Origin of the sequence: Bradyrhizobium canariense (assembly GCF_018130465.1) — a bacterium.
In the GTDB taxonomy this organism is placed as follows: domain Bacteria; phylum Pseudomonadota; class Alphaproteobacteria; order Rhizobiales; family Xanthobacteraceae; genus Bradyrhizobium; species Bradyrhizobium canariense_C.
In genome coordinates this window covers 1-21340 of record NZ_JAFCKJ010000002.1, presented here as the reverse complement: position 1 = coordinate 21340, position 21340 = coordinate 1, and the positions used below count along the sequence as shown (strand labels likewise).

The 21340-nt window shown below is 63.6% G+C and carries 18 protein-coding genes and 1 tRNA gene; 8 read left to right on the top strand and 11 right to left on the bottom strand.

All coding sequences use genetic code 11. The features are described 5' to 3' along the window. Positions 1-64 precede the first annotated feature (64 nt). Both obgE and JQ591_RS04390 read right to left on the bottom strand, forming a co-directional pair. The gene (obgE, locus tag JQ591_RS04395) at positions 65-1105 is read right to left on the bottom strand and encodes a GTPase ObgE (RefSeq protein ID WP_211394832.1); all 1041 of its coding nucleotides are present in this window, start codon (positions 1103-1105) and stop codon (positions 65-67) included. Positions 1106-1231: 126 nt separating this feature from the next. Continuing rightward, complete coding sequence (locus JQ591_RS04390; RefSeq protein ID WP_211394831.1) at positions 1232-1711, bottom strand: MaoC family dehydratase; 480 nt, start codon at positions 1709-1711, stop codon at positions 1232-1234. Between the two features lie 144 nt (positions 1712-1855). On the opposite strand from JQ591_RS04390, the gene JQ591_RS04385 reads away from it, so the two are divergent. Next, complete coding sequence (locus JQ591_RS04385; RefSeq protein WP_211394830.1) at positions 1856-2770, top strand: DMT family transporter; 915 nt, start codon at positions 1856-1858, stop codon at positions 2768-2770. Positions 2771-2773: 3 nt separating this feature from the next. Here JQ591_RS04385 and JQ591_RS04380 read toward each other — a convergent pair whose 3' ends face one another. The 3 genes from JQ591_RS04380 to rplU all read right to left on the bottom strand — a co-directional run bounded on the left by JQ591_RS04380 (position 2774) and on the right by rplU (position 4279). Further along, positions 2774-3367 (bottom strand): GNAT family N-acetyltransferase, encoded by a 594-nt coding sequence (locus JQ591_RS04380; RefSeq protein ID WP_211394829.1) that lies wholly within the window; start codon positions 3365-3367, stop codon positions 2774-2776. A 155-nt stretch (positions 3368-3522) separates the two neighbouring features. Continuing rightward, positions 3523-3792 (bottom strand): 50S ribosomal protein L27, encoded by a 270-nt coding sequence (gene rpmA / locus JQ591_RS04375; protein WP_211394828.1) that lies wholly within the window; start codon positions 3790-3792, stop codon positions 3523-3525. Positions 3793-3889: 97 nt separating this feature from the next. Next, positions 3890-4279, bottom strand: a complete 390-nt coding sequence (gene rplU, locus JQ591_RS04370) for a 50S ribosomal protein L21 (RefSeq protein ID WP_007598925.1) — start codon at positions 4277-4279, stop codon at positions 3890-3892. Between the two features lie 331 nt (positions 4280-4610). Between rplU and JQ591_RS04365 the strand changes: the two genes are divergently transcribed. The 4 genes from JQ591_RS04365 (at position 4611) to JQ591_RS04350 (ending at position 12729) form a co-directional block, all read left to right on the top strand. After that, positions 4611-5768 (top strand): ROK family protein, encoded by a 1158-nt coding sequence (locus JQ591_RS04365; protein ID WP_211394827.1) that lies wholly within the window; start codon positions 4611-4613, stop codon positions 5766-5768. 435 nt (positions 5769-6203) lie between these two features. Then, positions 6204-6293 (top strand) — tRNA-Ser (locus JQ591_RS04360). Between the two features lie 284 nt (positions 6294-6577). Then, positions 6578-11467, top strand: a complete 4890-nt coding sequence (locus JQ591_RS04355; protein WP_211394826.1) for an AAA domain-containing protein — start codon at positions 6578-6580, stop codon at positions 11465-11467. Between the two features lie 401 nt (positions 11468-11868). Next, on the top strand, positions 11869-12729 hold the full coding sequence (locus JQ591_RS04350) for a DMT family transporter (protein WP_211394825.1): 861 nt from the start codon (positions 11869-11871) through the stop codon (positions 12727-12729). A gap of 7 nt (positions 12730-12736) precedes the next feature. Here the strand turns inward: JQ591_RS04350 and JQ591_RS04345 are convergent, their stop codons facing one another. Together JQ591_RS04345 and JQ591_RS04340 are read right to left on the bottom strand one after the other, a co-directional pair. Continuing rightward, a complete protein-coding gene (locus tag JQ591_RS04345; RefSeq protein ID WP_211394824.1) occupies positions 12737-13951 on the bottom strand; it encodes an EAL domain-containing response regulator in 1215 nt (404 codons plus the stop codon). Between the two features lie 557 nt (positions 13952-14508). After that, entirely contained in the window at positions 14509-15672 is a 1164-nt protein-coding gene (locus JQ591_RS04340) for a hypothetical protein (RefSeq protein ID WP_211394823.1), read from the bottom strand. A gap of 340 nt (positions 15673-16012) precedes the next feature. Here JQ591_RS04340 and JQ591_RS04335 point away from each other — a divergent pair, with 340 nt between their 5' ends. After that, positions 16013-16636, top strand: a complete 624-nt coding sequence (locus JQ591_RS04335; RefSeq protein WP_211394822.1) for a helix-turn-helix domain-containing protein — start codon at positions 16013-16015, stop codon at positions 16634-16636. Between the two features lie 82 nt (positions 16637-16718). Here the strand turns inward: JQ591_RS04335 and JQ591_RS04330 are convergent, their stop codons facing one another. From JQ591_RS04330 to JQ591_RS04315, 4 genes are all read right to left on the bottom strand, one after another. Beyond that, complete coding sequence (locus JQ591_RS04330) at positions 16719-16967, bottom strand: hypothetical protein (protein WP_211394821.1); 249 nt, start codon at positions 16965-16967, stop codon at positions 16719-16721. 160 nt (positions 16968-17127) lie between these two features. After that, the gene (locus tag JQ591_RS04325) at positions 17128-17505 is read right to left on the bottom strand and encodes an Hpt domain-containing protein (protein WP_211395580.1); all 378 of its coding nucleotides are present in this window, start codon (positions 17503-17505) and stop codon (positions 17128-17130) included. A gap of 158 nt (positions 17506-17663) precedes the next feature. Next, positions 17664-18362: a Crp/Fnr family transcriptional regulator gene (locus JQ591_RS04320; protein WP_211394820.1), complete on the bottom strand. Its 699-nt coding sequence runs from the start codon at positions 18360-18362 to the stop codon at positions 17664-17666. Between the two features lie 188 nt (positions 18363-18550). Beyond that, complete coding sequence (locus JQ591_RS04315) at positions 18551-19261, bottom strand: Crp/Fnr family transcriptional regulator (RefSeq protein WP_211394819.1); 711 nt, start codon at positions 19259-19261, stop codon at positions 18551-18553. 488 nt (positions 19262-19749) lie between these two features. On the opposite strand from JQ591_RS04315, the gene JQ591_RS04310 reads away from it, so the two are divergent. Continuing rightward, the gene (locus JQ591_RS04310) at positions 19750-20172 is read left to right on the top strand and encodes a response regulator (protein WP_211395579.1); all 423 of its coding nucleotides are present in this window, start codon (positions 19750-19752) and stop codon (positions 20170-20172) included. A gap of 429 nt (positions 20173-20601) precedes the next feature. Next, positions 20602-21340, top strand: a 739-nt coding sequence (locus tag JQ591_RS04305; protein WP_211394818.1) for an Hpt domain-containing protein, incomplete at its 3' end; no start/stop codon positions are given.

Below are 21340 nucleotides of genomic sequence, written 5' to 3'. Positions count from 1 at the left end.
CTTCGCCAAATTGCATTCGGTGGCTATGGGTCCCGGCCTGCGCCGGGACGACGTCGGAGAGCGATCAAACCGACCACGGCTCCGCTTCGGCCGCGCTCTTCGCCTTGGCGGAGACCGGGCTCTCGCCGATCACATCCGCCAGAGCGCGCAACGCTTCCTTCACGCCGTCGCCGGTGACGGCGGAGAGCAGCAGCGGCGTCTTCTTGGCGGCGCGCTTCAGCCGGTCCTTCTGCTTCTTCAATTCGTCCGGCTCGACCGCGTCGATCTTGTTCAGGGCGACGATCTCGATCTTGTCGGTGAGCTGCCCGGCATAGGCGTCCAGCTCCGTTCGCACCGTCTTGTAGGCCTTGCCGGCGTGCTCGCATGTCGCATCGATGAGATGCAGCAGCACGCGGCAGCGCTCGACATGGGCGAGGAAGCGGTCGCCGAGACCCACACCTTCATGCGCGCCTTCGATCAGACCGGGGATGTCCGCCAGCACGAATTCGCGGCCGTCGGCATTCACGACGCCGAGCTGCGGATGCAGCGTGGTGAAGGGATAGTCGGCGATCTTCGGCTTGGCCGCGCTGACCTTGGCGAGGAAGGTCGATTTGCCGGCATTGGGCAGGCCGACGAGGCCGGCATCCGCGATCAGCTTCAGCCGCAGCCAGATCCAGCGCTCCTCGCCGGGCTGGCCGGGATTGGCATTGCGCGGCGCGCGGTTGGTCGAGGTTTTGAAATGCGCGTTGCCGAAGCCGCCATTGCCGCCTTCGGCCAGCACGAATTTTTCGCCGACATTGGTGAAATCGTGGATCATGGTCTCGCGATCTTCGTCGAAGATCTGCGTGCCCATGGGGACCTTCAGCACGATCGCCTTGCCATTGGCGCCGTGGCGATCCGAGCCCGAGCCGTTCTCGCCCTTCTGGGCCTTGAAGTGCTGCTGGTAGCGATAGTCGATCAGCGTGTTCAGCCCGTCCGCGACCTCGATGATGACATTGCCGCCGCGGCCGCCATTGCCGCCGGAGGGACCGCCGAATTCAATGAATTTTTCGCGGCGGAACGCCACGCAGCCGTTCCCGCCGTCGCCGGAGCGGATATAGACCTTTGCTTCGTCAAGGAATTTCATGGGCCATAGGTAGGCCAGCCGGTCCCGCGCGGCAACCCGGATAGACCCGCAAATCGGCCGAATTTCCGCGATTTTGGGGCCGTGCTTAACCCCAGGATGAGGTCCAGGACGAGGTCCAGGACGACCTCAGAGGGGCCGGCGCCGGATCAGGAATTTCTGCGTGCCCTCCAGCACCAGCTCCTTGCGCTGGTTGAACACGGTGCTTTTGAGCGTCACCGCGCCGGTCGAGCGTCCCGGCACCAGCTCGATAACCTCGAGCGCGGGATAGATGGTGTCATCGGCGAACACCGGTTTGAGGAACCGGCTGGACTGCTCGAGGAAGCCGACCAGGGAGTCCTCGATCATGAACGGAAACAGGCCCGCGCCGGGTGCGGTGTGGATCAAGGTCTGGAAACCGTGGGCGAGCAGATGCGGCATGCCGCGGCTGCGGCAGTACTCCACATCGTAATGCACCGGATGGGTGTCGCCGCTCGCGGTCTGGAACGCCGCGAACACCGCCGAGGTTTGCGTGCGGCTCGGCAGCACAAACCGCTCGCCGACCACGAAATCCTCAAACCAGCGTTGCGCGGGGATCATGCGATGCCGGGCCGGGTCGAAGTCGGTCATGGCTAAGCTCTTTCCTGGCTCTTTTCCTGGCTCTTTTGTCGGTGGGGGCGCCTATCGCTACCGCGACGCGAAGACTGCGACAATCCGTTCAATTCGTCCGACGCGGGCTTGTCCCGACGGCCTGCGTCATTACAACGGCGCTCAATGCCTCTGTTCAAAAATCTCTCCGCCTATGACGAACGCTCGGCGCGCCTCGCCGGCATTGCGCTCATGGTGCTGTCGATCTTCATGTTCTCGTTCGGCGATGCCATGGGCAAGTTCCTGGTCGGGACTTATTCGGTGGGGCAGCTGCTGTTCCTGCGCGCCTGCGCGGCGCTGCTGCTGCTGTCGCCGCTGGTCTGGCGGCAGCGTCACCAGTTCCTGCGTCTGGAACGGCCGGGCCTCCAGCTCTTTCGTGTGGTGCTGTCGACGCTGGAAGTGGCGGCCTTCTTCCTTGCGACGGTCTACCTGCCGCTCGCCGACGTGATCACCTATTATCTCGCCGGCCCGATCTTCGTCACGGCGATGTCGGCGATCTTCCTCGGCGAGAAGGTCGGCTGGCGGCGCTGGACGGCGATCCTGATCGGCTTCTGCGGCGTCCTGATCGCGCTGCGGCCGTCGGCACAGACCGTGAGCCTGCCGGCGCTCATTGCGCTTGGCGGCAGCCTGTCCTTCGCAACGCTGATGCTGATCACGCGCAGCCTGCGCAAGACGCCCGATATCGTGATGGCCTCGTCGCAATTCGTCGGCACGTTCCTGCTGGGCGCGGTGCTGTCGGCGTTCCACTGGGTGCCGCCGACATCGGGCAGCCTCGTGATCTTCGCGCTGGCGGGATGCATCTCGGTCACGGCGCTGTTCTGCGTCAACCGGTCGCTCAAGCTCGCGCCGGCCAGCGTCGTCGTGCCCTATCAATATTCGATGATCGTCTGGGCGGTGATCTTCGGCTTCGTCGTGTTCGGCGACGTCCCCTCGATTGCCACCATCGTCGGCGCCGCCATCATCATCGGCGCCGGGTTCTATATCTACTTGCGTGAGCGCGATCTCGGCCGCGCCGGCGGAGAGGTGAATCCGCCGGCGTAGTGCTTACCTCACCCGCCTCGCACTGCTCCAGCTCTTCAGCGAGGCCCACACGCCACGTGACAGGCGGAAGCAGTCGACGGGCGTGGACGAGCCCAGCGCCAGGAAGCGGTGCAGCTGGACGCCGCTCCACTGGAAGCCGCACTTCTCCAGCACGTTGCGCGAAGCCGGGTTGGTGACGCGCGCACCTGCATAGAGATGATCGTCCTCGAACTCCTCGAAGAAGAAGTCGATCGCGCCGCGCGCGGCCTCGGTGGCAAAGCCCCGGCCCCAATGCTCGACGCCGAGCCAATAGCCGAGCTCGGCATTGTCGGGGGTCGAGCAGTCGATGCCGACCATGCCGACGGGCCCGCTGTCATGCTCGATCAGGAACACGGTCTCGCTGCCGAGCGCCGCGGTGCCGCGGATGAATGCGACGGCGTCGTCCTGCGAATAGGGATGCGGCAGGCGCCTTGTGTTTTCGGCGACGCGACGGTCGTTGGCGAGGAGGGCGATGGTCCTGACGTCGGCGAGGGTCGGCCGCCGCAAGGTCAGCCGCTCGGTGGCGACGACATCAGGTCTCGCCTCCCGCAAGGTTCCGCTCGAAAAGTCCTGCAACATGTCCGGCTCCGTCGAAGTCACTAAGGAATAAAGTGAGCACGCAAACGAAAGGGGAGGCCGGTTTCCCGCCTCCCCTGGAGCCTTCGATCTCTTTGATCTCAAGGACTCCGCCGGTTCGGTCTGGGACCCGGCGGACTCCAAATTTGATCCACCGTCTATTCAGCCGCCTCTGCGAGCGGGAGCACCGAGATGAAGGTGCGGCCGTTTCCTTTGGCCTGGAACGTTACGCGACCCTCGACCTTGGCGAACAAGGTGTGGTCCGTGCCCATGCCGACATTAAGGCCGGGATGCCAGGTGGTGCCGCGCTGACGCGCAATGATGTTGCCGGGAATCACAACTTCCCCGCCGAACGCCTTGATCCCGAGGCGCTTGCCCTTGGAATCGCGACCGTTACGCGATGAACCGCCTGCTTTTTTGTGAGCCATGGCTCGTCTCCGAAATCTTACGTATTTCTAGATCAATTCCTTGACGGAATCATTTCACAATTTCTCACGCATCAATTCGTGATTGCGCGTGATCAAATTATGCGGCGGCCTCTTCGGTGGTCGTTTCCTTGACGACCTTTTCCCGCTTCGGACGCGGCCCCTTGGTGGGCTTGGCGCCGTCCGTCAGGATCTCCGAGATGCGCAGCACCGTGATCTCGTCGCGATAGCCGCGCTTGCGGCGCGAGTTCTTGCGGCGGCGCTTCTTGAAAGCGATGACCTTGGGACCGCGCTTGTGGTCGAGCACCTCGACCGCAACGGAGGCGCCTGCGACCGTGGGCAGACCCAGGATCGGCGTGTCGCCGCCGACCAGCAGAACTTCATTGAGCTGCACGATCGAGCCGACTTCGCCTTCGATCTTGCCTACTTCCAGGACATCATCCGGAACGACGCGGTACTGCCGGCCGCCGGTTTTGATGACTGCGAACATCGTTGTTTTCCTTCGTGTTCATTCCCGGCCTCGCGACATATTGTCGGGGCCGGCTTTTTGTCAGTCGCTATGGGTTTATGCGAGTTTTGTGCGGGCGGGAGTTATCCCTTTGAAAACCCACGCAAAAACAAGCGGCGCGAGAAACGCCCCGCGCCGGTTGCGGGATTTATAGCCGCTCGCTCCCGGGAGTCAAGAAAAAGCGGGCGAAAACGGCTCGGATTTGAAGCATTTGGGCCCAATCCGGGCCCGCAGGCGAATCTCGGCCCGCGCTGAAACCAACGGGTTCCCCTGCCGTTGTCCCCGCGAATTGGTGCACGGGCAAGGGCTTTCCATGGCAACAGACGAACTGGTCAAGACGACGACGGGCATCGCCCATCACGGTGCGGAGCGGCTGCCCTCGGTGGATATCGACAGCTTCAACATCGAGATGAAGGACGAGGACGGCTTCATCGGCGACCGCGCCAGCAAGGGCGCGTTCAGGGAGATCCTCGAGCGCTGGCGCAAGCCGCTGCGCAAGTCCGGCGAGGACCCGTTCGGCAAGGAGCCGTCGGAGGAGATCAGCAAGAAGACATTGGACGCCATCCTGGTCGGCGACGACACCGAGGCCTGGGCGGTGGTGCATAGCGCCGTCGAGGACTTTGCCCAGGAGCTCGCTTACGTCACCCGCCGCTTCCTCAAGTCCAAGGCCTGGGCCAAGACCGAGCGCATCGTGGTCGGCGGTGGATTCCGCGATTCCCGGCTTGGCGAGCTCGCGATCGCGCGCACCGAGATCATCCTCAAGGCCGAGGACTTCAAGATCGACATGATGCCGATCCGCCATCACCCCGATGAAGCCGGCCTGATCGGCGCGCTGCATCTGGCGCCGTCCTGGATCTTCGAAGCCTATGACAGCATCCTGGCCGTCGACATCGGCGGCACCAACATCCGCTGCGGGCTGGTGGAGACGAGCTGGAAAAAGGCAAAAGACCTGTCGAAAGCCAAGGTCGTGAAGTCCGAGCTGTGGCGTCATGCCGACGACGAGCCGACGCGCGAAGGCGCGGTGAAGCGGCTCACGAAGATGCTGAAGGGGCTGATCACCGAGGCCGAAAAAGAAGGCTACAAGCTGGCGCCGTTCATCGGCATCGCCTGTCCCGGCGTGATCAACGCGGACGGCTCCATCGAGAAGGGCGCGCAGAACCTGCCGGGCAATTGGGAGAGCAGCAAGTTCAACCTGCCGGCGAGCCTGATCGAGGGCATCCCCGAGATCGGCGAGCACGACACCGCGGTCCTGATGCACAATGACGGCGTGGTTCAGGGTCTCTCGGAAGTGCCGTTCATGCAGGACGTCGATCGCTGGGGCGTGCTCACCATCGGCACCGGGCTCGGCAATGCCCGCTTCACCAACCGCCGCAAGGACGGCGGCCAAGGCAAAGACAACGGCAAGGACAACGGCAAAGACCGTGACTCTACGGAAAATGGGAAGAAAAAAGGTAAGAACGACAAGGAGTAACCTTGACTGGTTAGGTTAAGGACCGGATTGCGTTGCGGCGCACGGGCCGCACGCTAGGGTCGAATCGTCGCCTCACCTGGCCGGCGAAGCCGCCCTTCCTGGCCAGTATTTCAATGAGCGGCACGGGACCGCCAGTGTTTACCGCGTCTGGCGGTCCCACCCCGCCTTTGGGGTCATCCTTGGGCTTTCCGGGCGACCAGTGATTCGGTTGTCGATGGCGGCTCGGGGTTCGCGCCGGGTCATTGGTGAGCGATGCACGCCCAATTGGCGCCAACCGCCGCCGAAATCCCGCAATCATCCCCCTCACCACCGCGACATCGTAGGGCCCGGCCGGATAACCGGCCTGATTTTCGTCTCGCGCGCCTTGTCTGGCCCGCCATCCTCGCCTATTAACGCCCGAACCACAGGGGCCCTGCTCCTTACTTGGCGCCTTCAGGAGAGGTGGCAGAGTGGTCGAATGCACCGCACTCGAAATGCGGCATAGGTGCAAGCCTATCGGGGGTTCGAATCCCTCCCTCTCCGCCAGTATCATCCGCGACGTGCGAAACCCCAGAGAAACAGGGCAGTCCAAGAGCCATTGGTTCAGCTGGTGGAGTGCTGCGGCAGAGACCCACCATCCGGACAAATTGCCATCATCGCTGAGTCAATATCCTGCAAATGGGACGTTTGATCCGCGCGGATGGCGCCACGCGCCAATACCTCCCCCCTAACCGTTTTGCCGACGAGATTGTCATTCCGATTCGATTTCGACTATCTCTGGTAGATGCAGGGCATCGAGGACAAGTGCTCGGCACTCATGGAGTCGACTATTGAGGGGACCAGTAGACGCCAAGGCTGGTATTGACGAGACGCCCGTCGAACGTCTTACGGAACTGCTCGACTACGTCGGACAGGTGATCAAGCTAGACGAGCGACCGACGTTCAGACTTTCCGAGTATCGCCTCGCCAATGGTCAGACCTTCACGTTCCATGAGCATGAGTTTCACGCGCTGCCCGGCATAACCCACGATCTCATCGACGACGACGGTGCGATCTGGTTGAGCGCCGAGCGCCTGAAGCGGAACGATCCACCCGCGCCGCCTGATGGGTTGACGCCATGGATCGAGCTTTCGCAGGACCCAGACAAGACGCCAGTGACGCGTGACCATGTGCTCATCACGGTCTCCAAGGCCGAGTGCGATGAATTCGTCGCCTCCGGGCGGGCCCGCGCGGAGGATTGCGCCGAGTCGTTCGCGGTTGGCGCCAAGGGGCAGTTCGATATCCGGCTGCGGTTGGAAGACCGGTCTGAGATCGCCAACGAGATCGAAGGTTACATCTCGCAGTCCTGGCTACCATGGTCCGTTGCCGAGCGACCGCGCCGGCGGTCGATCGCGCTTTATCAGAAGCTCTTCGAGGTCGCGCAGCTCTCCGAGATGGGAAGCGCTGAACAGGCGATGGAGCTCGTCTGGGGGATCGGCCTTTCACGCTGGATATTCGAAGGCACGTTGATCGACCTTCCGTTGATCGAGCGCTTGGTCGAGATCGAGATCGACGAAGGCGCTGCGGGCACCATCCGGGTCCGACCCAGGGGGGCGCCGGCGACAGTCAACCTAAGGCCCTATGACGAACTGAAGATCGACGGCGTACCCACGGCGCAGGATGCTGCGCGCCGGGCACTCGCGACGACGGACGATGAAGTCGGCGTGAGCCCGTTCGAGCGCGACACCTTCGAACTAGTTCTGCGTGCGTGCCAGACTAGACTCGATCCTGAAGGTATCTATCTTCCCGACAGCGAGCGCATCGAGCCGACGGCGCCACCGCCGCCGGCGACGCTGAACCTCGTCGTCACCGACCGCTGGGTGTTGGCGGCGCGGAAGCGATCCGACAACTTTCTTCTTCAGGACATCGAAAATCTCAAACGCGCGATCGAAGAATCACCCGCCGACCTCCCGGGGCCGTCACGGACGTTGGTGATGGGCCCGGCGCCGTCCAATTCCAATCGTTGGAGTGCGCTGCCAGGTTCGCTAGGAGGCGCGATCGGCCCCGCGGCGGCGGAAGAGCCAGCCGCGCCGCTAGGCGACCTCTTCTTTCCGAAGCCGTTCAACGACGAACAGGTCGAGATCGTCAGGCGGCTGGAAGAAAACGACGGCGTCGTGGTCCAGGGTCCGCCAGGCACCGGCAAGACGCACACGATATCGAACATCATTTGTCATTATCTCGCGCTCGGGCGCCGCGTGCTCGTCGTGTCCCACGGCGAGCCCGCGCTATCTGTGCTTCGCGATCAATTGCCAGCAGAGGTCCGCGATCTGGCGATCAGCATTACGACGTCGGAAAAGGAAGGCTTCAAACAGCTCGAGGGAGCGGTTCGGCTGCTCCAGTCGATCATCGAAAGTATTCGCCCGGGTGAACAGCTCCGATTGATCGGAGGTCTCGAAACCGCGATCATTGGCATGCGCAAGCGGATCGCCGAGATCGACACCGAGATCGGCCGGTTCGCGGAGAAGCAGCTCTCATCCGTCCCCGGAAGCGACCTGCGGCCGGCTGAATTGGCCGCCTCCGTCGTCGCGAACGGTGACACGTATTCATGGTTCGTCGACAAGCCGAACGTTTTCGCGGCGGATGCGAAGTGTACCGATGCCGACTTCACACGGGTCCGGCAAGCGAGGCTCGCGCTTGGCGCGCGTATCGAGCATCTGCGCGTCGCCCTGCCGTCGATTTCGGATCTGCCCAGTGGACGCGCGCTCGCCAATCTTCACCGCGATATCCAACGTGTGGATGCGTTGAACGCAGAAGCTGCCAAGGACGCTTCGCTTGTTCTGCGGCTGCATTCCGTCGAAGCTCTGAAGAAGGCCGAGCGTGCGGCCGACGCGCTCGACGTTCTGGTCGAAGCCTGCCGTCATCTCGATCGTTTTCCGTTCCTGCGGTCGATCTGCACGGCCTCGCAATTCGACGAAGACGACCCGGCGATGCTGGCGCTGCGGTCGTTCCTGCCGGAGGCGAAGTCGGTCGTGGAGGAGCACGGCAGATATCTGCAGAAGCCGGTCACGGTTCAGGACGACGTGTCTCCGGAAATGCACGATTTGATCGCGCGTGCCGCCGCCGGCGACAAGATCTTCGGTATGTTCGCGTTCAAGGAGAAGGCTCTTCGACCGGCTATCGAGGCCATCCGCATACTGTCGCGTGCGCCGTCGAGCCCCGACGAGTGGTCGCACGTCCGCGATTACGTGGCATGGCGTAGACGTTTTGCGGACCTGCGCCTGCGATGGAACGGACTCGCGCCAGAACTCGCCGCCGAGGGCGTGGGCATCGGAGCGCCCAGACAGCTCTCCGAACTGTCGGACGCGCTCGACAGCGCCCTCATTCTCGCCCCAAGAATCCATGCCGACTTGCAAGCCGAGCTCCGCGATGTGGCCATCGGCGAAACGGCGGGACTGTGGCCCGACGGGGCCAGGTTGAGGGCCATCCGGACGGCGCTCCGGAACGCCATTGGGGCGGTGCGGCTCGCCGCCGCTAGGCAGGAAGTGGCCCGACTCTCCGAACTCTTCGGGGAAAGCGGAGGAAAGTTCGGTCGACTGGCGAAATCGTTCATGGACGAGGTGGTCGGGCGCGGCGACCTTCCGGAAGCGCGCGTGGAAGAGACATGGACGAAGCTATTGCAGGCGATCGATGATTTGGCGCGTCATCGTTCGCATTTCGAGACGCTGCGCGAAGGCGCTGACGATATCGAGGCGGCCGGCGCGCCAACCTGGGCCGCAAAGCTGCGCACCGAGGCTGCCTTGGATGGGCAGGATCGCCAAATGCCCGCCGATTGGCGTCAAGCTTGGGACTGGGGTGCCGCTCAAGGCTACCTGTCATCACTGAATCAAAGGGACCACGTCGGCCGCCTTGCCAACGAACGATCCAAGCTCGAAGCCTCGGTGGCGAAGAGTTTCGAGCAGCTCGTCCGCGAGCGCACGTTCTACGCACTCGCGAGCTCGATGACCGGCCAGGTCCGCGCGGCCCTGATGATGTTCGCGACCGCCCTGAGAAAGGTCGGCAAAGGCACGGGCAAAGGCGCGATGCGGCATCGCCGCGACGCCCGCAAGGCAATGGCCGCCTGCTATGACGGGGTGCCATGCTGGATCATGCCGTCCTGGCGCGTCGCCGAGCAGCTTCCAGGCGAGCTGGGTACCTTCGATCTCGTCATCATGGACGAGGCATCGCAGTCCGACATCAAGGAGGTGACGGCCCTTCTCCGCGGCCGCAAGATCCTCGTCGTGGGAGATGACAAGCAGGTCAGTCCGAGCGCGGCCTTCATCGACAATGCGAAGATCGAAAGGCTGGAGCGCACGTTCCTGACCAATCAACCGTTCAAGACGCTGCTGCTGCCAGGGGCATCTCTGTACGACCTCGCCAAGGTGATGTTTCCCGACAAGTTCGTCATGCTGCGCGAACACTTCCGGTGCGTCGAGCCGATCATCCGGTTCTCGACGCAATTCTATACGGAAGCGCTCGTCCCGCTGCGGATTCCGACGACTCATGAGCGGATCGATCCTCCCTTGGTGGACATCTACGTTCCCGACGGCAAACGGACGGGCGACAAGGTCAACCTCCGGGAGGCGGAGGTCGTCGTATCGGAGGTCCTCAAGATCATCGACAGTCCGGCGCTTTCGAAGATCGGCGACGCCGATCGCTGGCGAAGCATCGGCGTGATCTCCTTGATCGGTTCGAAACAGGCTGCCCTGATCAACCGAATGCTGCTCGACGCGGTCGGCGAAGAACACTACATGCGCCACCGGATCGCGTGCGGCGACAGTGCGACATTTCAGGGCAACGAACGTGACATCGTCTTTCTTTCGATGGTTGCGGACCCGGCGCACAAGCAATCGCAGACGGCCCTGCACTTCGAGCAGCGCTTCAACGTCGCCATGTCCCGGGCACGGGATCGACTTTACCTGGTGAGGTCCGTCCGCGAAGAAGAACTCAAGCCCGAGGACCTGAAGGCTAAAGTGCTCCGGCATTTCCGGGATCCCATGAAGGGCAGCCAGCGTCCCAAGGGTGATTTGGCAGCTCTATGCGATTCCGACTTCGAACGGGCCATTCTCGGTCGGCTTCTGGACCGCAAATACCGTGTGATCCCGCAGGTGGGTGCCATGGGCTTCAAGATCGACCTCGTCGTCGAAGGCGCCGGCGATAGGCGGCTGGCGATCGAATGCGACGGCGACCAGTACCACGGCCCGGAGCGCTGGGCCGACGACATGTCGAGACAGCGCGTGCTGGAACGCGTCGGTTGGCGCTTCTGGCGTTGCTGGGCGTCGAGCTTCACTGTGGATCCGGATGGCTGCATGGCCGACCTTTTCCAGATGTTGGACGCGAACGGCATCCAGCCTGCACCTGCGGAGTATCTTCCGGAGCGATATACCGAGCAGCGCGTCGCGGGCGCGAAGCCCGGAGTACAGCCGAAGCCGGACGAGGTCGGCTCGACGGTGAATGCGCCCGAGGGCGGCATCAAGGTCGGCGACAGCATCGTCGTGCGGTACCTCGATGACAACAAGACGAGCAGCTTTGTTTTGAGCCACGACCGGCACGACCCGGTGAATGGACTGGTTGGGGCGGAGACCGCGCTAGGAAAGCAGATCCTAGGCTCCAACGAGGAAGACGAGATCGAGATCGAGGACGCCGGTCGAAGCCGGCGCGTTCTCATAGTGCGAGCGGTCAAGCAGAGTGCCAGCCTGCACTAGCGTCTATTCCCGCGACGGCGGACGCCAGAAAAAGTCGGACTATTAACAGAACGCCCCAGCTTGAGACGAGAAATCGACCGCGAGTTCGTCACGCCTTACCAGAAAGTGGGGTAGGCGTTCGATCGCCGATCACACGACCTGCTATGATGGCATCGTGCTCCTGTGTTGCCCAACGAGTCAAACGACGCGCGACGTCATCCGACATCCGCCGACACTACGATCGCCGCCGAGTCAGACGATTCCGGTCCCGCGTAAGCCATTGATCTTGCAGCCACCGGCTACTGTGCATGGGGTTGTTTTCGCGTTTTTTGTTGTCCGCCCCCGGAAGGCTTAAGGGTAATCGTCACGCCACCCCGGCTGGCCTCTCCAGATCGGATCACCACCCACAAGGCAAAACGGACATGCAATCTTCCGCCACCGGCTGGGGCAACGGGCTTCTCGGCGTCATCATCTTCAGCGGCTCGCTGCCGGCGACGCGGGTGGCGGTCGGCGGGTTCTCCGCGCTGTTCCTGACCTCCGCGCGCGCGGTCATCGCGGCGCTGATCGGCGTGGCCGTGCTCGGCCTGCTCCGTCAGGCGCGGCCGGCGCGCAATGATCTCGTCTCGCTCACCATCGTCGCCATCGGGGTCGTGGTCGGCTTCCCGCTGTTGACCGCGCTCGCGCTCCAGCACATCACCTCGGCGCATTCGATCGTCTTCATCGGCCTGCTGCCACTGTCCACCGCGATCTTCGGCGTGCTGCGCGGCGGCGAACGGCCGCAGCCGATGTTCTGGCTGTTCGCTGTTCTGGGCAGCGCCACGGTGGCGGCCTTTGCCCTCTCCAACGATGGCTCCGCATCGCTCACCGGCGATCTCCTGATGGTCGCGGCGATCGTGCTGTGCGGGCTCGGCTATGCCGAGGGCGCCGCGCTGTCGCGTCGGCTCGGCGGCTGGCAGGTGATCTCCTGGGCGCTGCTGCTTTCGCTGCCGCTGATGGTGCCGGTCGCGATTCTAACCTGGCCGTCGACCTGGAGCGGCGTCGGCGTGCCCGCCTGGATCGGGCTCGCCTACGTCTCGGTCTTCAGCATGTTCGTCGGTTTCATCTTCTGGTATCGCGGGCTCGCGATCGGGGGCATCGCGCGTGTCGGCCAGTTGCAGCAGCTTCAGCCGTTCTTCGGTCTCGCGCTCGCAGGCCTGCTGCTGCACGAACCGGTTGCCTGGAGCATGATCGTCGCGACCGCGCTGGTGGTCGCCTGCGTGTTCTTCGCGCGGCGGTTTGCCTGAGGCCGCCTCACTCTGCCCCCATCACCGTCCGCGTCAGCGTGCTCCGCGCAAACTTCTTCAGCGGCATCGGCTTGCCGAACAGAAAACCCTGCACGAGGTCGAAGCCGAGCTCGTTCGCCGCGACGAGGTCGGCGCGGCTCTCGACGCCCTCGGCGACGGCGTCCACGCCATAGCCATGTGAAAGCTCGACGATGTGGCGGCACACCGTGCGCTTGAGGCGATCGGTGCCGCTGCCGGTGACGAAGTGCCGGTCGGCCTTCAGCTTGATGAAGGGAATTTTGCCGAGGTCCATCAGCGAGGGCCAGTTGGCGCCGAGATTGTCGATCGACAGGCCGATATTGTGCAGCCGCACTTCGCGGGCGACCTCGACGAGGTGATCGAGGTCGCGGATCGCCTCCGCGCTGTCGATCTCGATCGTCAGCCCGCCGAACGCCGGATGCGTCGGCATGCGGCGGCAGAGATCGCGCACGGCTTGCGGCTCCTTCAGATATGACGCCGGCAGGTTGATGGCGAGATCGACCGGGCTCTGCTGCTCCAGCAGATAGTGCCAGTCCTGCATGGCGCGCTCGATCACGAATTCGGAGAGGTCGCGCAGATGCGGGTCATGCTCTTCGGGGATGAAATAGGCCGGCGGCACCACGCCCCAGGTCGGATGCCGCATCCGCACCAGCGCCTCGGCGCCGTTGCGCACCAGCGTGCGCGCGTCGATCTTGGGCTGGTACCAGAGCTCGAGCCAGCCGGCATGCAGGGCCTCGCCGACATGCACGGCCGGGCTCGGTGCCGGCTCCTCGGGCAGCAGCATCGCGACGCGCTCGCGCAGCGTCTCCGCGGCAAAGGGCGTGGTCAGCGGCGGCAGCATCGCAAGGCCGTATTCCTCGCCGACCTGTTGCACGGCCCTGACGATGATCGACTCGCGGGCGCCGACGGCCAGAACCTTGCCGTCGAATGCCTCGCGCACCAGCGTCTCCAGAAATGTGCCGGGCTCGATGCCGTCGGCGGCGATGCCGAGCAGGATCAGGTCGGGCAATTCGCTCGTCAGTACGGTTTTCAGCTCGTCGGCGCTGGCGCATTCGGTGGTGACGAAGCCGAGATCCTCCAGCACTTCCGCGAGAAAAGCGCGCAGATGGCGCTTGCCGTCGGCCACGCAGGCGCGCGGCGTCACCTTTCGCCGTCCGAAGGTTCTTGGCCTTCGTCCGGCGAGCTCAACAATTTCGTCGTTCATCGCAAGCCACTCCCGTTCCGTGTCGGTGTGTTAGCGACGTGAGCAGTTTCAAATATGGAGGGCTTCAGCCGATTGTTGGATTATCTGGGTAACGTTAAAGCGGCCATCACGTCTAAAATTGTCCGGACTTCGTTGCAGAAGTTTTTACGTCTGCCCGCGCGTCGCGCGCGGGAGTGCGGCAATCACCGGAGATTTTCGTGACGTGCAGCGCGGCGGTATTCGCGCACGCTGTCCTGCAATTGGACGAAGCCGCGCGCGCTTCGCCCAATTGAATAACGGCCGCCTCAATTGCTCGTGGCTCTCGCGCGATGCGCGCATGTTCGCGGCCTCGCTCGTGACGGTTCTGCGACAATGGGTCCGGCGGCGACGGCGCCCGTGTGAAGCACATCACAAGCACATTGCTGCACTTGCGCTATTGCTCTGAGCAGCCGGTGGTGGGCTGTCGAGGATCGCAGCAATGACGACGCGGCGAATACTGTATTGGTGGTTCAGATTCGTGCTGTCAGGACGATTTCTCGATCGCTTCCTGTGCCTGCCGCGCGCGCATTAGCGCGGGATCAGGTTTGGCCGATCAGCTTGCGCAACGCTGCCGCGCCGTCCTCGATCACATCGCGTCCCTTCCAGGCCAGATAGGACAGCTTTCCGCCGAGCGTGTCGTGGCTGCGCAGCCGGCGCGAGCCGAGAATGTGACCGACATTGGAGGGGAAGCGGCTCACCTCGGCGGACACCAGCGCCGCGATCGCGTCCATCAATTGCTGGAGGCGAATGCCCCATTCGCAATGCTCGATGCCGTCGATCCGCACCTTGAGCGCATATTCGGTGTCGTAGATCTCGGCGAGCAGGTCGCGCGCGACCAGCACCCGGTTGTGCCGGAGTGCGATGCGCAAAGCGAGGCGCCTGTCGTCGAGCTGGTCGAGCACCATGTGAACGACGCGGGCATAGGGCGTGGCGGCGACGTCTGCGGCGCTCTTGCTCGCGGCGGCCTTGGTGGCAAGGCGCACCAATTGCCAGAACGTCTTCAGCCGCCTCGCCACCAGCGTCAGTGCGAACGGCAGTGCCTCGGGATGGGCCTTCTTGAAGGCGTCCAATCGTGCGGTGATCTGATCAACCTGGCCGTCGTCGAACTTCGCGATCTTCTCGGGCAGTTTTTCGTTGAACTTCGGCAGCGCGGCGCCGGCGCGCAGCACTTGTTGCATCTTCTTCACGTCGTCGAAGGCGGTGCGCGACGCCGTGTATTGAGCGAGCTTGCCGCGCGCGAACTCGGTGCTCTCCGCTGATGCGAGGGTGCTCTCGAGAACCTTGACGACCTTGGTCTGGAAGGTCGATGCGATCTTCAGCACTTCCTTCGGATTGTTGGCGGCGACCTGGTCGTTGATCGCCTTGATGTAGTCGCGCGCCATGGTCGGCAGCAGGTCGCGGCAGATCCACTCCCAGATCGGGGTGAGGGTGTTGCGCGAGATACGCCCCATATTGGCATGCTCGGGCGCGCCGTCGATCAGAAGCAGCTCGAGCGGCGCGAAGAAATGGCGCGAGGGACTGGTGGCGCGCGCCTGGCTCGATCCGTCCTTGCGAAATTCGGCCCGCAGCTTGGACTGGATATCGGCCGCGCCCGGCATGTCGATGCCGCACAGCTCAAGCCGTTCGAGCTCGCTGAGCAGGCAGCTGCGCGATAGCGGCGTCAGCTTCTGCAAGAAGTCCGATAGCTGGTCGATCTCGTTCATGGCACGCAATCTTCCGCAACGATTCCAGCAGGCCTACCGGCCCAATGCATGGAGGCATTTGCGCGCTCTCAATTGCGACATAGAGAAGCAAGTCGCCGTTAATTTATCCGTAAAATCCGGGGCCGCAGGTATCCGGCGCGGATGTGATCGTTAAGAAGGCTTTGGGCCTTCCGCCCATTATTTGGGCAGATTTATCAACCTGAGCATGTCGGAGGGCGATGCCACTCAAGCATAAAGTGTGCCTGTGCCGGGGTTTTAGCGCAAAACTGCCAAAATCACCGTAGTCTTACGGAGCAAAAAGTTAACCACAGATCGCCCTGGGTTCCGCTAAACGAGTGACATGGGGTCACAGAATGATACGGCCACTGATTCGCGGCCGTCGGAATGGTACGAAAGCAGCGCTGCTCCGACTGAAGAGCTCGATCCCGTCCGCCTGAATGCCGCCCGTGCCAAGGCGGCCGACGAAATGGCCGCCGCGATCGCCCGCGAGCTCAACGGCCCCCTCACGGCGCTCCTGCTCTACATGGGCGAGATCAAGCATCACAGCGATCAGCTCGCGCCGGTGACGGGCGACCGTGCCTATCTGCAGCGGGTGGTGGAGAATGCGCTGGTGCAGACCGAGCGGGTTTGTGGCCTCGTCAAGCAGCTTGCCGGTTCTCACACGGGTAGCCTGTCGATCGCGGCCAGGGCCGAGGACGCCGAATCGAAGGCCGCGCGCGTGCCGCAGCCACAGCGCGTGCCGAGCGCCGAAATCGTCGGCCTGTCAGGCCAGAAGCGGCTGACCAAGCGCGAGCGCGAGGTGCTGAGGCTGATAAGCGAGGGTTATTCGAACAAGCAGGGTGCGCTTCGGATGCAGATCAGTCCGCGCACCTTCGAGAGCCATCGCGCCGAAGCGATGCGGAAGCTCGGTGCGCGCAACACGGCGGACCTGGTCCGTGCGGCGCTGCTGCACGCGATCGACTGAAGGCTCTTGGGGCGGGCCGCCCGCCGGCGGCGAAGGCCAAGCGTGAACATCTCTCGAGAAAGACCCGGGGCTCCGATCGCGCTCAGAAATAATCTTCGGCGAAGGGACGCGCGCGCGATGAGGGCCGCAGCGGCTTGAGCTCTTCCTTCGTCGCATTGGGAATGATCGTGATGGTCCAGCGTGGCGGCATGCTCGATTCCTGCTCCAGCACCGAGCGCACGAAGCCGGTCACCGTCGCCTCGCCAGCGGTTACCGTTGCCATCCGGCCGTTGAATTGTGCGATGCGGAAGCGACGAACTTCTTTCTGGTCCGCGGTCTCGTAGGTGAACATGGAAACCCTCCTGGTTTCCGGGCACTATCGCTATCTATGATTAGCCATCTGTGAAAATCCCAAACCGTAGAAGTACGGCGGGGATGCACGCGTGAGTGGTTAGAGCGTTTTCAAGCGAAGTGGATACCGGTTCGCGTGAAGAAACGCGTCAAGTGAGAATCTAGCCCTCCGGCTCCTGCGCGCGCGCGGTGGCGTAGGCGGCCTCCATCAGGTCCAGGAGGTCACGAAATTCGGCGTCGCCGAGCCCTTCCGCGGTCTTCTCCAGCCGCAGCGCCAGCGCCGCGAGCCGGACATAGCCGAAGGTTCCGGCCGCGCTCTTCAGCGAATGCGCTTCGCGCGCGATCCTGCCGTGGTGCTGCGCGAGCGAGAGCGTGCGGAACAGCTGCAGGCGGGCGCAGGTCTCGCTCCAGAACACGTCGCGCACTTCACAAGCACCGTCCTCGCCGATCTCGCGCACCAGCGCCTGGTACGCGCCCGGCTCGCGCGCGGGCTCGGCATCAAGCGCTGTCTGCGCAGACGCGACGGTTACTTCGAGCATGGTTTTGCCTGCCTTGATCACGGTTCGTTTGCCGCGCGGCCCGTTCCGGCGCGCGCGGCACGTCCGTGTCTACGGCATCTGGATTTCAGTTCCGGTAGCAGGACAATCCGTGTTTGCGGGCCGGAATTAGCCGCCGGTTCACCACGCCGCGGCGCCGGTCAGCGCGGGCCGAGCAGCCGGTCATACTGCGCCTTCACGGTGGCGTAGCATTCGCACGCCGTCTGGCGCAGGCCGTCCAGGTTGAGGATCTGGATGTGTCCGCGGCTGTAGTGGATGAAATTGGCCTGCTGCAAGGTATTGGCGACCAGCGACACGCTGTTCCGCCGGGCGCCGATCATCTGCGCCATCGTCTCCTGGGTCAGCAGCAGCCGGTAGTCGCCGGAGAGGTCATGGGTGTGCAACAGGCAGCGCGACAGCCGCGACTCCACCGGATGGGCGGCGTTGCAGCCCGCGGTCTGCTGGACCTGGGCGTAGACCGCCAGCCCGTGACGCGTGAGCAGCGTCCGCAGGGTGCCGCTCTGCTCGGCCGCGACGCGCAGCCGGTCGAGGTCCATCATCGAGGCGGAGCCGGGAACCAGCACGATGGCCGTGTTCAGCGCGCAGGCATCGCCCATGGTCGAGAGCGTTCCGAGCAGGCTGTCGCGGCCGATCATGGCGACTTGCACATGCTCGCCCCTGGCGAGCTCCACCACCAGCGAGATGACGCCGCGATGGGGGAAGTAGGCGCGCTTGAGCGTCTCGCCGGTCTCGACCAGCACCGCATCATGCGGCAGATCGCCCGTACGCAGGTGCGGGCGGATCAATTCATAATCGTCTGCCGACAGCGCGGACAGGAAACCGTTGGAGGAACGCACCATCGTTTCCAAAGTAGCCTCCCGTCTCCCGGACCAGCGAGTCGCAGCACTCGAAACTGCTCGCCGTTCGGGTAAGTTCCATCATGCTCACGTCGGGATATATTGGCAATTGGGACAAGATGTCCGAGCGCGGCGATCGCCGCTGCGACGCCGGGCGCACGTCCGCATCCAGGATGATCATGTCGCGCGCTTCATCGCAGGACCCCCACCAGGCGCGAATGGTTGGCCTTTACCGCCCAATAGCACTTGCAGGATGTGGCTTCCAGCGCCCGCAAGTCGATGATCTCGATCTGGCCGCGGGTGTAGTGAATGATGCCGGCGCGCTGGAGCGCATGCGCGACCAGGGAAACGGCGTTGCGCCGTACGCCCATCATCTGCGCCAGTGTTTCTTGGGTCAGCGGGAGAATTTCACTGTCGGACAGATCGCGGGCCCGCAAGAGCCAGCGCGCTAGCCGCGCCTCGACCGTGTGCAGCGTATTGCAGAGCAGCGACTGCTGCGCGTGCGCGAGCAGAGCCTGCTCGTGGCGGACCATCAGGCTGCGAAACGGCGCGCTTGTCGCAGCGACTGTCCGAAAAGCCGCGATTTCGAGCATGGACGCAGTCCCGGGGAATAGCACGACGGCGTCGGCCGGTGCGATGCCGTCGGCAAGTGCTGCGCCGCCGCCTACGACGCCGTCGCGGCCCAGCATCGCGATTTCAATCATCTGTCCTTCGGAAAGGCCGACCGTGATCGATACGGATCCGCCATGCGGGAAATAAACATATCTCACCGGGGCGTCGGCCTCGCCTAAGACAGATTCCCTGACCATTTCGACTGTCGCGAGATGGGGGCGCAACAGATTCAGATCGGCCGCGTCGAGCATTTGCAGCAACTGGTTGGGCGGGTGGCCGTTCGCGGTCATGCAGGTCGATCCGGCACGTTCGGTGTGATCGGCCCCGCATCCTGTTCGTCATCCAGTTGCGCGGCGACTAAAGCCTATTATACAGGTTGTGCCGCCGTCCATATACCTGTTGGGGGGCAGACAGGCTGGCGCATTTGCGGCGGAAATAAGAATGGCACGCTGATTCGCTCATGAGCCTGCGCGCCAGTCCTGCGAGGGTTGCGCAGGTAAAAGCGGCAAGGGGGCTTTCGTGAGTTGGAAGCATTGCATCAGCGCTGCCGTCGGACGCCGGTCGGCCCGCGCACCCTCGTTGGTTGGACGCGTGCTGACAGTCCTCAAACATTGCTTCGAACCATGGCGCCGCGTGGCCGCGGATTCCGCGTCCATCGTCTTCTCCGCTCCGCCAATGACGTTCGTCTCCGTTCATTTCTCGAGCAAAGGAGAAAGGCGTGCCCCACGGTTCGATTATTGAATCGCCGAAACGGGAAGCTCAAACGGGGACAGAAGGTCTGCGCCATATTCTCGTTGTCGATGACGACCCGATGGTTTGCATGGCCATCGAGGTCTATCTCCAGCGCAACAATTTTCGGGTGACGATCGCCGAAGGAGGGGAAGCCGGACTTCGCGCCCTTGAACACGGACAGTTCGATCTGATGATCATCGATATCTTCATGCCGCACATGCGCGGGTTCGAATCGATCCGGATCTTTCACGAGCGGGCGCCGGCCGTTCCGCTAATCGCGATGTCCGGTTACGCTTTCGCAAATCTGAATTCGCCAGCCCCCGATTTCCTCCGGATGGCGCTGGAGCTCGGTGCGGCGCGCTGTCTGCGCAAGCCGTTCACGCCGCACGCGCTGCTCGCCGCTATCAACGATTGTCTGGCGGAGCACCGTCCCGACGGCGACCTTGCCTCGACCGCGCGCCTGGGTTAGCGGCCGCACCGGCCGCACCGGCCGCAGCGGACGCGGGTAACCGTTCGTTTACCGCAAGACGCGGATCTTGCGAATCCCGGCAAGGCACCAAGCGACGGTGGCGAGAACGCCCCGGATTGCAGGCGGCTCGCTACAATCCCGCAAAGGCCGTGCATATCGTCCTTCACGAGCAGGGCTTTCCCGCGCGTCTGGCCCCGCTGTTATCGGCACGTTTACCTAACGCCTCTCGCCGTTGCGGCGTGGAGCCGGTTTTGCCGAAAAACGCTGTCGCATACGGTCGAACGGCAAACTTGTCTTCAATATCCGTATTAGCACGGAGGATGAAATTAACGGGACCGTGAAAGGGGATGTCTAACGATCCAAGGTAGGGCTTCCGTTCATGCCAAGCGGGGCTCGGGCGTCGAGGTCCAGGTCAGTAAGGCGTAGCTCATGGATGATCTGTTGCGGGAGTTCTTGACGGAAACCAGCGAGAGCCTGGACACCGTTGACAATCAGCTGGTGAAGTTCGAGCAGGAGCCGAACAACGCCAAGATCCTGGATAACATCTTCCGCCTGGTCCACACCATCAAGGGTACCTGCGGCTTCCTCGGATTGCCGCGCCTGGAAGCGCTGGCGCATGCCGGCGAGACGCTGATGGGCAAATTCCGTGACGGCATGCCGGTGACCGGGCAGGCGGTGACGGTGATCCTGTCCTCGATCGACCGCATCAAGGAAATTCTGGCCGGGCTGGAGGCGACCGAAGCCGAGCCCGAGGGCACCGACCGCGATCTCATCGAGAAGCTGGAAGCGATGGTCGAGCAGGGCATGGCGGCAATGGCCGCCGGTGCCGCCGCTGCTCCCGTTGCGGAATCTCCCCCGCTGGCGCCGGAAGCATCTGTCGTCGTTGAAGCTGCGCCTGTCAGCCAGGGCACGCTGGCTGACCAGACCCTGGAACGTCCGCTGCGTCCGGGCGAAGTCTCGCTCGACGAGCTCGAGCGCGCCTTCCGCGAAACCGCGATCGAAGCCCCGACGCCTGCGCCAATTGCCAAGGCTGAGCCCGCGCCTGTCGCTGAAGCCCCGGTGCCTGTTGCCAAGGACGTAGCGAAGGACGCAGCCAAGGAGACCAAGGCGCCCAAGGAAAAGCCCGCGCCGAAGAAGTCGATCGCCGAGGAGGGCGCCGTCGAGGGCG